Origin of the sequence: Serratia sp. L9 (assembly GCF_050632285.1) — a bacterium.
Lineage (GTDB): Bacteria > Pseudomonadota > Gammaproteobacteria > Enterobacterales > Enterobacteriaceae > Chania.
Map to the genome: position 1 here is coordinate 1,820,148 of NZ_CP192591.1, position 12,883 is coordinate 1,833,030.

At 53.5% G+C, this 12,883-nt stretch carries 14 protein-coding genes and 3 pseudogenes; 3 read left to right on the forward strand and 14 right to left on the reverse strand.

The genetic code is table 11. The annotated features are described in order from the left end of the window. Positions 1 to 43 precede the first annotated feature (43 nt). The 13 genes and pseudogenes from ACQ86O_RS08640 to ACQ86O_RS08700 form a co-directional block, all read right to left on the reverse strand. Positions 44 to 1,030 (reverse strand): glutathione S-transferase family protein, encoded by a 987-nt coding sequence (locus ACQ86O_RS08640; protein ID WP_431224891.1) that lies wholly within the window; start codon positions 1,028 to 1,030, stop codon positions 44 to 46. A 75-nt stretch (positions 1,031 to 1,105) separates the two neighbouring features. Beyond that, a complete protein-coding gene (locus ACQ86O_RS08645) occupies positions 1,106 to 1,501 on the reverse strand; it encodes a DoxX family protein (RefSeq protein ID WP_024528174.1) in 396 nt (131 codons plus the stop codon). Between the two features lie 278 nt (positions 1,502 to 1,779). After that, positions 1,780 to 2,067 (reverse strand): YqjK-like family protein, encoded by a 288-nt coding sequence (locus ACQ86O_RS08650; RefSeq protein WP_431224892.1) that lies wholly within the window; start codon positions 2,065 to 2,067, stop codon positions 1,780 to 1,782. Next, a complete protein-coding gene (locus ACQ86O_RS08655; protein WP_431224893.1) occupies positions 2,064 to 2,465 on the reverse strand; it encodes a phage holin family protein in 402 nt (133 codons plus the stop codon). The genes ACQ86O_RS08650 and ACQ86O_RS08655 overlap by 4 nt, the downstream gene beginning before the upstream one ends. 2 nt (positions 2,466 to 2,467) lie before the next feature. Beyond that, on the reverse strand, positions 2,468 to 2,773 hold the full coding sequence (locus ACQ86O_RS08660; protein WP_431224894.1) for a DUF883 family protein: 306 nt from the start codon (positions 2,771 to 2,773) through the stop codon (positions 2,468 to 2,470). A gap of 164 nt (positions 2,774 to 2,937) precedes the next feature. Beyond that, entirely contained in the window at positions 2,938 to 3,309 is a 372-nt protein-coding gene (locus ACQ86O_RS08665; RefSeq protein ID WP_431224895.1) for a DUF1090 domain-containing protein, read from the reverse strand. Between the two features lie 208 nt (positions 3,310 to 3,517). Next, complete coding sequence (gene mzrA / locus ACQ86O_RS08670) at positions 3,518 to 3,856, reverse strand: EnvZ/OmpR regulon moderator MzrA (RefSeq protein WP_431225686.1); 339 nt, start codon at positions 3,854 to 3,856, stop codon at positions 3,518 to 3,520. Positions 3,857 to 3,888: 32 nt separating this feature from the next. Further along, positions 3,889 to 4,563: a DedA family protein gene (locus ACQ86O_RS08675; RefSeq protein WP_431224896.1), complete on the reverse strand. Its 675-nt coding sequence runs from the start codon at positions 4,561 to 4,563 to the stop codon at positions 3,889 to 3,891. A 136-nt stretch (positions 4,564 to 4,699) separates the two neighbouring features. Next, positions 4,700 to 5,149, reverse strand: coding sequence for a hypothetical protein (locus tag ACQ86O_RS08680; protein WP_431224897.1), 450 nt, complete (start codon positions 5,147 to 5,149; stop codon positions 4,700 to 4,702). Between the two features lie 188 nt (positions 5,150 to 5,337). Further along, positions 5,338 to 6,113: pseudogene (exuR, locus tag ACQ86O_RS08685) on the reverse strand (transcriptional regulator ExuR). 117 nt (positions 6,114 to 6,230) lie between these two features. Continuing rightward, positions 6,231 to 6,494 (reverse strand): hypothetical protein, encoded by a 264-nt coding sequence (locus tag ACQ86O_RS08690; protein ID WP_431224898.1) that lies wholly within the window; start codon positions 6,492 to 6,494, stop codon positions 6,231 to 6,233. Continuing rightward, entirely contained in the window at positions 6,491 to 7,093 is a 603-nt protein-coding gene (locus ACQ86O_RS08695) for an MFS transporter (protein ID WP_431224899.1), read from the reverse strand. The genes ACQ86O_RS08690 and ACQ86O_RS08695 overlap by 4 nt, the downstream gene beginning before the upstream one ends. Then, a complete protein-coding gene (locus ACQ86O_RS08700; RefSeq protein ID WP_431224900.1) occupies positions 7,008 to 7,526 on the reverse strand; it encodes an MFS transporter in 519 nt (172 codons plus the stop codon). Before ACQ86O_RS08700 ends, ACQ86O_RS08695 begins: the two co-directional genes overlap by 86 nt. A 392-nt stretch (positions 7,527 to 7,918) precedes the next feature. Here ACQ86O_RS08700 and uxaC point away from each other — a divergent pair. From uxaC to ACQ86O_RS08715, 3 genes and pseudogenes are all read left to right on the forward strand, one after another. Then, positions 7,919 to 9,330, forward strand: a pseudogene (gene uxaC / locus ACQ86O_RS08705) (glucuronate isomerase). Between the two features lie 20 nt (positions 9,331 to 9,350). Continuing rightward, a complete protein-coding gene (locus tag ACQ86O_RS08710) occupies positions 9,351 to 10,841 on the forward strand; it encodes a UxaA family hydrolase (protein WP_431224901.1) in 1,491 nt (496 codons plus the stop codon). A gap of 75 nt (positions 10,842 to 10,916) precedes the next feature. Next, positions 10,917 to 11,479, forward strand: a pseudogene (locus tag ACQ86O_RS08715) (YgjV family protein). Here ACQ86O_RS08715 and sstT read toward each other — a convergent pair. Then, the gene (gene sstT, locus ACQ86O_RS08720; RefSeq protein ID WP_431224902.1) at positions 11,476 to 12,711 is read right to left on the reverse strand and encodes a serine/threonine transporter SstT; all 1,236 of its coding nucleotides are present in this window, start codon (positions 12,709 to 12,711) and stop codon (positions 11,476 to 11,478) included. The pseudogene ACQ86O_RS08715 and the gene sstT overlap by 4 nt on opposite strands. Positions 12,712 to 12,883: the final 172 nt, after the last annotated feature.

The window sequence follows — 12,883 nt, forward strand, 5'->3', positions numbered from 1 at the left end:
CCCTCTCCTTCGGTGGAGAGGGCGCGGATAACGGGATAAATTATCAACGGAAACGCAGATCGCGCCCGTGGGGTTCATCCAGATCTTGCGCGGGCCCGATCGAGATGATGCCGTGCGGGTTGATGGTGCCGTGGCTGCGGTAATAATGGTTACGGATATGGGCCATATTCACCGTTGCGGCAATGCCTGGCATCTGATAGATATCGCGCAGGAACCCGTACAGGTTGAGGTAATCGTTGATGCGGTGCTTATCACATTTGAAATGGGTAACATAAACCGGATCGAAGCGGATCAGCGTGGTCCACAAGCGTAAATCGGCTTCAGTCAGTTGGTCGCCCGCCAGATAACGGTGCTGGCCAAGTATTTGCTCCAAACGTTCCAATGAAGCAAACACGCCTGCTACGGCTTCATCGTAGGCTTCCTGGCTGGTGGCGAAACCGGCCTTGTACACCCCGTTGTTCACCGTATCGTAAATCCAGCCATTCAGCGTATCGATTTTTTCGCGCAGCGCCGCAGGGTAATAATCACCTGCCCGCGCGCCCAAGGCATCGAAGGCCGTGTTGAACATGCGCATGATATCTGCAGATTCATTGCTGACGATGGTCTGCTGTTGCTTATCCCACAACACCGGCACGGTAACGCGGCCGCTGTATTGCGGGTCGGCGCGCAGATAAAGCTGATACAGGTAATCGGAGTGATACAGCTCATCGCCGGTTGCCGCAGGGAAATCCTGGCCGAAGGTCCAACCGTTTTCCAACATTAAGGGATGCACAACTGAAACCGGGATGGTCTGTTCCAGACCCTTTAGCTTGCGCATCAGCAGGGTGCGGTGTGCCCAGGGGCAGGCGAGGGAAACATACAGATGGTAGCGATCTTTCTGCGCCTTGAAACCCTCTTTACCATGCTCACCCGCTTCTCCGTTCACCGTGATCCAGTTGCGGAACTGAGAGGTTGAACGCTTGAAGCGGCCTCCGGTGGATTTTGTGTCATACCAGGTGTCTTGCCAAACGCCATCTATGAGTTGTCCCATGGGATCTCCTGCAGGTTGGAGTTAGAAAGGCAAAAGGCCCGGCTATGAGCCGAGCCTGTTGGCGTAACTATAAGCTTACCACTTTTTGTTCAGAATACGGTCGATGCTGAAGCCGCCTGGGCCTGCAACCGCCAGCACGATGAAGCCACCGGCAATGGTCAGGTTTTTCATAAACATGAGTTGGTTGACACCCTCGGCAAAGTTAGTGTGGAACAGCAACGCGGTCAGGATGGTGAAACCGGCAGTGAACAGCGCCACGGTACGGGTCAGGAAGCCGAACAGGATCGCCAGGCCACCACCGAACTCCAGTAAAATGGTCAGTGGCAACAAGAAGCCAGGTACGCCCATCGACTGCATGTATTGCTGGGTGCCTGCATAGGCATCGCCCATTTTGCCGTAACCTGCAACGATAAACAGGATTGGCATCAGAATACGAGCAACCAGCAAACCTGCATCTTCTAATTTTTTCATCATTAACTCCAAAAAGTGTTTTGTGCGCCAATCTTGGCTTCTGTTCCGCCTGGGGCGGATGTTGCCGCCCCAGACTGGTTGATGGAGTGAATGTTAGATGGGAATGGTCCAGGTTGTTAGCAAGTAATACTGTCGTAATTTTTCAAAAAATATGAACCTTTAGCCTGCTAATAAACTTAGGTGAATCAGGCTATTGCTGACAAAATCACCTCAGCACCACAAATTCCGTGTCAAAAATAGGGATTAACCAACGGGATTACTGAATGAACTGGCGGGGGTTATTGCTGGGAAAATGTTTTGCGAAACAGGCGGATAGTCCCCCATAGGCCAAGCGCCCGGCGTGACCAGCGGATCAGCTTGCTGGGGTGACGAATACCATATAGGGCAATGATGCTGGAACCGACGGCCATATATTTACGCAGGCCATAGACCTTTTGCCAGCCACGATCGAGGGGTTCGGTCTTTTCGAGCCACAGGGTTTTACTGGCGGCCAGATCCAGACGTTGTTGCTGGATCTGCCGGATCAGTTGCTCCTTTTGCCATTCGCGATACTGGCGGTGATTCATTGATCCCCCTCCAGATCAGAACGGTCGAGCTCCAATTGCTTACGTGTTGCCCCCAACAGCGTTGAGCGGCGTGCCTTGGACAATGTCCAGATGGCGCCAACAATGGCCAGTAACAGCAGAACCGCGGTAGTGCTGCCCAGGGCAACCAGGCGGTAAGCGGGGTCAATTGCCCAGAAGATCAGGATCAACAGGCTCATCAGGCCAAACGCGGTGAATAACAGGGTGAGCCCGGCCATCATCAGCAGTTGGACAAGGTTGGCTTTCTCCTCTTCCAGTTCGATAACGGCCAGACGTACCCGCGTCTCCACCATGCTGACAATAATGGTGATGATGCGTTGAGCGATATCCAGGACCCCTTTGACGGGGCCCTGTGCGCGGGTTTGCGGATGCTCAGCCATAATCAGCGGCGCGCGAGCAGGACGCCTAACACCACGCCAACCGCAGCACCGATACCAATGCCGGTCCACGGGTTGTCACGCACATACTCATCAGCCTGGCCAGCAATCTGCTTGGTTTGATAAGCCAGTTTGTCGCCTGCATCACTCAGACGGGCACGGGTATCTTTCAGTGCGCCTTCTGCTTTGGTACGCAGTTTGTCCAGTTCAGCTTTAGATTTATCGGTGGAAGTGTTCAGCACTTCTTCCAGCGTATCGGCCAGGGACTTCAGTTCAGCGCGTAAGTTTTCTGCATTTGAATCATGTGCCATTTCGATATCTCCTTAACGTTAACTTCGACAGACTATTCAACATAGCGGATTTATTCGATTGAGCAAAGGGCTTATACCCGGTATTTATCACTAACCAATACAAATATTTGCCACAAAAATCCCGCGAGGTGGGGAGAACATCGATAAATCCGCTAAGGTAAAAATTATTCCGCCTGAGCCGCTTTTAACTCAGCCTGGGCTTCAGCCAGCTTTTTCTTCTTATTGGCGATTTTATCCGCCTTGCCGGTTTGCTGGGCTTCTTTCAACTCCTGCTCACGTTCGGCAACCTTGCTCTGTTTATCCGCGATGTTCTGCTGGCGATCGGCCTGCAAACTGGCTTCGGTACAGTGCGTCTGTACTTCGTTCAGGGCTTTTTTCAAGCCTGCTACGCGGTGGTTGTTACCGTGCTGAGTGGCGTAATCGATCTGTGTCTGGATCTCTTGAGCTTTCCCTGCGCAGGTTTCTATTGCCGCCTGTGAAAGTGCGGAAAGCGTAAGCAGGGGAAGTGCCAGTAACAGCGAGTGGCGTAATTTCATGGTTTCAATTCCTTATTGCGGGGAGACAACGTTATGTCTCCCGGTTTCCTGCTGCCCGAAGGGCAGTGCGACAGGTGGCTGACCCGTGCTGGTATACAGCTTAGTCATAAATTGCGGCTAACCCCAAAAATTCAATCAGGATTGTTGATTGACTGCTGAATAATTGGCCAATGGTGTGGAGTGGGGTAATCCCTTCAATAAGAAAGAATTATCCCAGATTAAGTGGGGCGCGTGCAAATTTCCGTACCCAATTGCTGGGTGCCGGAGTGTCACTCAGGGCAATGGTATAGCCCGGCGGCAAAATGGTTTGCAGGGCTTCCCGGGCCAATAATTGCTGTTCTGGTGAGTCCAGGCGGATCACCAGACCATCGGCTGCCGGTGTGATGCTTTTGATACGGATACCGCGCTCGTCCAAGCGCTGGTAGACATAAAACCCATCAGGTAACGACAGGCCCTGTTGAGCTACGCGAATACGCAGCTCGTTTTCCGTACGTAAGAGGTACGGCAACAGAATGGCGGCTATTGCCATCAGTGCCAAGGTCAACATCACCGCGAATTGCCAGCGTGGGCGTTTGCTTGTCACACGCCTTTTCCTTGATCACCGGAACGCTTCTTACGCCATAGCACCACCAGGGAACCAACCAGCCCGACCACCAGCAGCACCAGCGGCAACATCATCAGGCCAAACATCAGTTGGTCTTCGTATTTACGGAACATGGGGGTTTTCCCCAGGGCAAAACCAACAGATACCAGGATCAATACCCACAATAATCCGCTGACCCAGTTGAAGAACTGGAAACGTGCATTACTCAGACCGGACAAACCGGCGATGGTTGGCAACAGCGTACGCACGAACGCCAGGAAACGCCCGACCAACAGCGCTGAAAGGCCGTGGCGGTGGAACAATTGATGAGCGCGTTGATGATAATGTGCCGGCAGGTGTGATAACCAACTCTGTACCGTTGGCGTATTGCCTAGCCATCGGCCCTGTATGTAACTGACCCAGCACCCCAGGCTGGCTGCAGTGGTCAGGATAAAGATGGTGACGGGGAAGTTCATGGTGCCTTTGGCTACCAACACGCCGACCAGGATCAGCAGGCTGTCGCCAGGCAGGAAAGCGGCGGGTAGCAGGCCATTTTCCAAAAACAGGATCATAAACAGCAAGACATAAAGCGTCCAGACCAGCGAGGGGTTAGCCAGCGTTTCGAAGTCTTGCTGCCATAAGGCATCCAACAGTTGCTTAATGATGTCCATCCGGTGTTCCTAAAAAAACGTCATTGTTTATTTTCGTTCAGCGGCAGGGCGGCGGTAAGCTCGCTAAGGGCCAAGTTGCTGAAGATGATGAAACGGTGTTGCTTTATTCGTTAGTTCTCATGGGTGCGACACCGGGTTATGAGTAATACGTCAGCGAGCCACGGTAGAGTATGTTGCTTTCTTTCCAACCTCCGAGCCTGCTTTGTTGCTGTGGGGAGTGCAGCGTCCAGTTGACCTGCTGAAGCCGGTTGGGGGCCGGAGTCGCTGGCAGCCATTGAGGGCGCAGGGGATAGCCCAGATCCGTAGCTAGAGTATAGGCCGGAACCAGCAGAGAAGGAGCAAGCAACGAGCCGGGGCAGGAGTGTACCCGGGGTAACAGCAGCAGTAACTTGCCTGGGGGCTTGCGCTGGAGGGCACTGGGTGAGCGGTAAGCGTGATCGTAAGAGGAAATGACCAACTCACCATTTGATACCTGGGCTGTCAACACGGTGGGAACGGCGGCGGTTTGTTCGGCGTAAAGCTGTTGGCCGGAGACCGAACCGGCCCAGCAAAAAAGAGCAATAAGCATGGCAAACAACCAGCGCATGTATTCGCGTTCCGCCCCCAAAGCCAGCAGGTAAAAAAGAGCTCTAACTCTACCAAAATAGCAGGATTGGCAACAGGGAAATCTACGCTGCTGAAGGTGAAATGTTACGCGATGGGCGGCTGTATCAGGATCGATTCAGCCGTTTTTACAATACCTGACATTTGACAAGATTTTCTGACGGTTAAACGCTATTTGACGCTGGTGGCGAGGTTGTCCAGATGGATCACCGGATTCTCGGCAAACAGATAGCGATCGGCGTTGTATTCGAAGTCGTCGGTAGTGGCGTTAAACAGCATTTGCTTGGTGTTTTCCAGGTGCTGCCACATCGCCAGCTTGGCCCCGTGTGGATCCTTGCGCATCAACGCCTTGAGGATCTCATCGTGGTCGTCACACCAACTGGCGATCGAACGCTCATCAATGTGCTCGTGCAGCTTGATCCAGTATGGGTTGCTGATGCGCTGAACCCACATTTTTTCCACGATAGTTGCCATGGCGGTGTTTTGGGTCGCCAGTGCCACCTGAACGTGGAATTTGAGATCCCACTGCGAATCGCGGAAACGGTCTTCTTTGCGTGCCTGCTCCTGGATCTCCATCAGATGAACAATATCCTGCTTGGTCACCTGGGTGGCGGCGAACTCGGCGATATTGCTTTCGATCAACTGGCGTGCCTGCAACAGTTCAAAAGGCCCGGCGGTGGCGAATTCGATGCTGTCGCCCGGCACTACCAGGTTTTTCTGCTGGTTGGAAATTACATGGATCCCCGAACCTTTGCGCACCTCTACGTAACCTTCTACTTCCAGCATGATAATCGCTTCACGCACCACGGTGCGGCTGACGTTCATCTCTTCAGCAATATAACGTTCGGCCGGCAGCTTCTCTCCAACTGGATAAACTCCCCTTCAATGCGCCGTTTAAGTTCGGCTGCCAATTGCTGATAAAGGCGTCTGGTTTCAGTGAATTCCATAGTGAATGCTCTGCGGTAGGAGGGCGTAATGCCATAAGACCTGTTATACCACTTATCCGCAGTTGCTGCCAGTGAGTCCGATGTAAAAAGCCCGGCACAGAGGCCGGGCTACGGGGATTAACTGCTGGCATTTGCCGTTTGTAATCGCTCCTCTTCCAGCTCTGAAACCGGCCGGTTTTGCAGCACGGTCCAGATCACCACTGCGGCCAGAATATCGAATACCGACAGGGCGGCAAACAGTGGGCTGAAACCGATGGTATCGGCCAAGGCGCCGACCACCAGGGCGAACATGGTGCTCGCGGTCCATGCGGCCATGCCAGTCAGGCCATTGGCGGTGGCGACTTCGTTACGGCCAAACACGTCTGATGACAGCGTAATCAACGCGCCGGAAAGCGCCTGATGGGCAAAGCCCCCACACACAGCAGGGCGATTGCGACATAAGGGCTGGTGAACAAACCGATCATGCCTGGGGCAATCATCAAAATTGCGCCCATAGTGACGACCAGTTTACGGGAAACGATCAGGTTGACCTTGAAGTGCTTTTGGAAGAACGGTGGCAGATAACCGCCAAGGATGCAGCCGAAATCGGCGAACAGCATTGGCATCCAGGCGAACATGGCAATTTCTTTCAGGTTAAAGCCATAAGCCTTGAACATAAACAATGGGATCCAGGCGTTGAAGGTCCCCCAAGCGGGTTCTGCCAGGAAACGTGGCAGGGCGATCCCCCAGAATTGGCGGTTACGCAGGATCTGCCAGGCAGACATTTTTTGGAGTTGCTGGTCTGATGATGGGCTTCCTGACCATCCAGAATGTAACTGCGCTCTTCGTTGCTGAGTTTCTTCTGGTCTTTCGGATGTTTGTAGAAGATCAGCCAGCAGATGGCCCAGATCAGGCTCAGGACCCCGGTGATGATAAACGCCATTTCCCAGCTGTGCGCCACAATGGCCCAGACCACCAAGGGGGAGCGAGCATCGCGCCAACCGATGAACCCACGTTAAAGTAGCCTACGGCGATGGAGCGTTCTTTGGCCGGGAACCATTCACTACTGGCTTTCAGACCTGCGGGGATCATGGCGGCTTCTGCCATACCGACTGCACCACGGGCCATGGCCAGACCAACCCAACTGTTAGCCAGCGCGGTACCCATACAGAATATGGCCCACAGGATGGCAAACATCGCATAACCGATTTTCGTGCCGAGCACATCAAGTATATAACCTGCTACTGGCTGCATCAGGGTATAACAGGCCGAATAAGCGGCAACAATATAGGAATACTGCTGTGTCGTGATCCCCAGTGTTCCTTCCAGCGTGGGGGCTGCGACGGACATCGCGTTGCGGGTCAGATAACCAAGCACGGTGCCGATGGTCACCAGGCCGATCATATACCAGCGTAACCCTTTAATTTTACGCATCCCAAATCTCTCCCAGTCTTGATTCGTGCCACCGGTTGGCCCGTGGCGGTCGTGGTGGTTTCCTTCAACATATTGCCGATATTTCGATTATCGACGCTGCCCTGCGCGTTGCCGTAGTGAGTTGCTGAAAACCACTAGCAGGGTGGCAGGACAATAACTTGTCATACAGATTTAAAAGTTGAGTGACATCACAAAAGCCATTATTTTATTAAGTGATAATGAAGCCTCGCATGCAGCAATGGTTTAAACAGATTTTGCCGGTAAAGTCCGCTTTAATGCCTATTCAAGGGATAAGCCAAGGTGATAAAGTATTAGACGTTGCGCTTAATTGGTGTAATAACTTTGGTGAGTTAACTGCAAGGTAAGCCAGGATATAAGGTGAGGAACCCGATATGGCCCAGTTTTTGAGCGATGATTTTTTGTTAGACAGTGAATTTGCCCGCCGTCTTTATCACGATTACGCGGCAGATCAGCCGATTTTCGACTATCACTGCCATCTGCCACCACAACAGATTGCCGAAAATTATCGTTTCCAGAATATGTACGATATTTGGCTAAAAGGGGATCACTATAAATGGCGTGCGATGCGTACCAATGGCGTCGCGGAGCGGCTTTGTACCGGTGATGCAACCGATCGTGAGAAATTCGATGCCTGGGCTGCGACGGTGCCGCATACCATTGGCAACCCGCTTTATCATTGGACTCACCTGGAATTACGCCGCCCGTTTGGTATCACCGGCAAGCTCCTTTCTCCAACCACAGCGGATGAAATCTGGCAGCGTGGCAATCAGTTACTGGCTCAGGACGCATTCAGCGCCCGTGGCATCATGCAGCAGATGAAAGTGAAAATGGTGGGGACTACTGACGATCCGATCGACGATTTGCGCCACCATAAAGCCATTGCTGAGGATGGCAGTTTCGATATCAAGGTGTTGCCAAGCTGGCGGCCAGACAAAGCATTCAACATCGAAGCCGCAGGGTTTAATGACTATATACAACAGCTGGAAGCTGCTGCGGATACTGCCATTGGCCGTTTTAGCGATCTGCGGGATGCGCTGATAAAGCGCATGGATCATTTTGCGGCACACGGCTGCAAGGTTGCCGATCACGCTTTGGATGTGGTGGTTTACGGCGAAGCCGATGAAGCCACGCTGGATAACATTCTGGCACAACGCCTCAGCGGTAAGCTGCCGACCCCACAGGAGGTAGCGCAGCTCAAGACCGCCGTCCTGCTGTTGCTGGCCGCTGAATATCAGCGCCGCGAATGGGTACAGCAATATCACATTGGCGCATTGCGTAATAACAACAGCCGGATGTTTAACAACATCGGGCCGGATATTGGTTTTGACTCCATTAACGACCAGCTTCTGGCGGAGCCACTGTCACGTTTGCTGGATGCTCAGGCCAAACAGGGGTCCCTGCCAAAAACCATTCTTTACTGCCTCAACCCACGGGATAACGAAGTGATCGGCACCATGGTCGGCAACTTCCAGGGGAAGGCACGCCAGGCAAGATGCAGTTTGGCTCTGGTTGGTGGTTTAACGATCAGAAAGACGGCATGCAGCGCCAGATGACCCAGTTGGCCCAGCTCGGGTTACTCAGCCGTTTTGTCGGCATGTTGACCGACAGCCGTAGCTTCCTTTCCTATACGCGACATGAATACTTCCGCCGTATTCTTTGCCAGATGATAGGTCGCTGGGTGGAAGATGGCGAGGCACCGGCAGATATTGCCTTGCTGGGTGAGATGGTGAAAAACATCTGCTTCGACAACGCCAAACACTATTTCGCTATCGAATTAGCGTAGTTATTGCTCAAGGTTGGTTTATGCAAAGCATCATAAAGATCCATACAACAGATAATGTGGCGGTAGCGCTGCGTGATTTGGCCGCCGGTGAGCAGCCAACATGGGATGGCCAGGTAATTATGCTGGCGCAGGACGTCGCACGGGGGCACAAGTTTGCTCTTGAACCGATCGCGGCTGGCGGCATGATCGTCAAGTATGGTTTACCCATCGGGCATGCCTTGGTGGCTATCGCACCGGGTGAGCATATTCATTCGCAAAACGCCAAAACCAACCTGAGCGACCTCGATAGTTATCAGTATCAGCCGGAATTCCAGACCTTACCGGCGCAGGCGGCCGATCGTGAAGTGCAGATCTATCGGCGCAGCAATGGCGAGGTCGGGATCCGCAATGAATTGTGGATAATCCCGACCGTGGGGTGTGTCAACGGAATTGCACGTCAGATCCTGCAGCGTTTTCTGAAAGAGACCGGTGAAGCGGAAGGGATCGACGGCGTGCATCTGTTCAGCCATCCGTTCGGCTGTTCGCAACTGGGCCAGGATCATGAGAATACCCGCACCATGCTGCAAAACATGGTGCGCCATCCGAATGCCGGCGCGGTATTGGTGATTGGGCTGGGTTGTGAGAACAACCAGGTGGATGCCTTCCGCAGTACGCTGGGTGAGTTTGACGAACAGCGGGTGCGTTTTATGGTCTGCCAGCAGCAGGATGATGAAGTGGCCGACGGATTGACGCAGTTGCATGAGTTATATCAGATCATGCGCGATGATCGTCGCCAATCGGGCAAGCTGAGTGAACTGAAGTTCGGTTTGGAATGCGGGGGATCTGACGGTTTGTCGGGCATTACCGCTAACCCTTTGCTGGGGTGTTTCTCAGACTATGTGATCGCCAATGGCGGGACTACGGTACTGACAGAAGTGCCTGAAATGTTCGGCGCCGAGCGGATCCTGATGAGCCGTTGCCGCGACGAAGGCACTTTTGAAAAAACCGTCGACATGGTTAACGATTTCAAACAGTACTTTATTGCTCATAACCAACCGATTTACGAAAACCCTTCACCGGGCAACAAAGCCGGGGGCATTACTACGCTGGAGGAGAAATCCCTCGGTTGTACCCAGAAAGCCGGGCAGAGCCAGGTAGTGGATGTTTTGAAGTATGGCGAACGCCTGCGCCAGCCGGGGTTGAATTTGCTTAGCGCACCAGGCAACGATGCGGTTGCCACCAGTGCGCTGGCTGGAGCGGGTTGTCACATGGTGTTATTCAGCACCGGGCGAGGGACGCCTTACGGCGGGTTTGTGCCGACGGTGAAGCTGGCAACCAATTCGGAATTGGCCGCTAAAAAACCCCATTGGATTGATTTTGATGCGGGCCGCCTGATCCACGGTTTGCCGATGCCACAGATGCTGACGGAATTTGTCGATATGATCGTGGACATTGCCGATGGCAAACCGGCGCGCAATGAAGTGAATGACTTCCGCGAATTGGCCATTTTTAAAAGCGGGGTCACGTTGTAAAGCATTGCGGGCAGGAGTAGCATAAAACGGCGTTTTACTTCCGATGCCTTGCTATTGCCGTCCCAGGATCCCCTAATGACGTTTTATTGGTTTGCGCAGGCCGTTGGCGTGCTGGCTTTTTTGTTGGCATCACCAGCTTTTTCAATCGCGATGACCAGCGCTTCAAACTGCAACTGTCGGGCTACAGCCTGATTATCGGCATCCATTTCCTGATGATGGGGGCCAGTGCAGCAGGGAGCAGCGCACTGCTCAGCGCCTGCCGCAACCTGATCTCCATGCGGACCCGCAGCCTGTGGGTGATGTGGATATTCATCACCCTCACGCTGATCATCGGTTTATCCCATTTCAAATACTGGATTGAACTGCTGCCGATCTGCGGCACGACCGTCAGCACCTGGGCCTTGTTCCGCACCCGCGGTTTAACTACTCGCTGCGTGATGTGGTGCTCAACCGCCTGTTGGGTAACACACAACATCTGGCTGGGCTCGATTGGCGGTTCATTGATCGAAGGCAGTTTCCTGCTGATGAACGGCTTCAACATTATCCGCTTCCGCCGCTTGCAGTTACGGGGTATCGACCCTTTTGCGGTCGAAAAAAGGCGCCCGTCGGGCGCCTGGCGAAAGAGGGCTAACCCTTAACGCATCTTCAGTGGATCTTCATTGGCCAAACGCTGGTCTTCTGCCTGGCAGGCCGCTGCAGTGAACAGCACATCGGTGGAGGAGTTCAGCGCGGTTTCCGCCGAATCCTGCAACACGCCAATGATAAAGCCGACGGCAACGACCTGCATCGCTACGTCGTTTGGAATACCGAACATATTACAGGCCAGCGGGATCAGCAGCAGGGAGCCGCCAGCGACGCCCGAGGCACCACAGGCGCAGATCGCCGCTACCACGCTCAGCAGCAGTGCGGTTGGCACATCCACCGGAATACCCAGCGTATGCACTGCCGCCAGCGTCAGCACGGTGATGGTGATCGCCGCGCCGGCCATATTGATGGTTGCCCCCAGCGGGATGGAAACCGAATAGGTATCTTTGTTCAGATTCAGCTTCTTGCTCAGCTCCATATTCACCGGAATATTGGCGGCGGAACTGCGGGTAAAGAAGGCGGTGACGCCGCTTTCACGCAGGCAGGTGAATACCAGCGGATAAGGGTTACGGCGGATTTTCCAGTACACGATCAGCGGGTTGAGCACCAAAGCGACAAAGAGCATGCAGCCGATCAGCACCATCAGCAACTGTGCATAACCCCACAGTGCGCCGAAGCCGGTTTCTGCCAGCGTGGAGGCTACCAGACCAAAGATACCCAGCGGGGCGCAGCGGATCACCGCACGAACCACTAAGGTAACGGCATTCGACATGTCATTGATCAGTAATTTTGTGCTGTCAGATGAATGGCGAAGTGCCAGGCCCATGCCGACAGCCCAAGCCAGAATACCGATGTAGTTGGCGTTGATCAGCGCATTGAATGGGTTGGCCACCACGCTCATCAGCAAGCCTTTGAGCACTTCAACAATCCCACCAGGCGGGTTGATATCCGTGTTGCCCACGACCAACACCAGCGTTGAAGGGAAAATAAAGCTGAATACCACCGCTGTCAGAGCCGCCGCAAACGTTCCCAGCAGATACAGGAACAGGATGGGGCGGATATTGGTTTTCTGGCCCTGTTGGTGATTGGCGATGGAGGCCATTACCAGCACCAGAACCAGCAGTGGAGCGACGGCTTTCAATGCACCGACGAACAGTGCACCAAGCAGGCCAATGGCAGTGGCAGCTGCGGGTGACACCAGTGCCACCACAATACCAGCCACCAGGCCGACCATTATTTGTTTAACCAGACTGCCCTGAGTGATTCTTACTAATAGTTTATTCATGTGCTCTTGCGTTTCCGCTTCCCTAAAAATGACATACAGAACATTGCACCTCGGCAGGAACGCTGCCGGGTAATTTATAGTCGTGTCTGTAACTAAGTGTGTTTGCTTTGCCAGTATTCAGCAAACGATGAGGCTTGAAAAGAGGGGAAGATGAAATTACGTGCGCGGATTA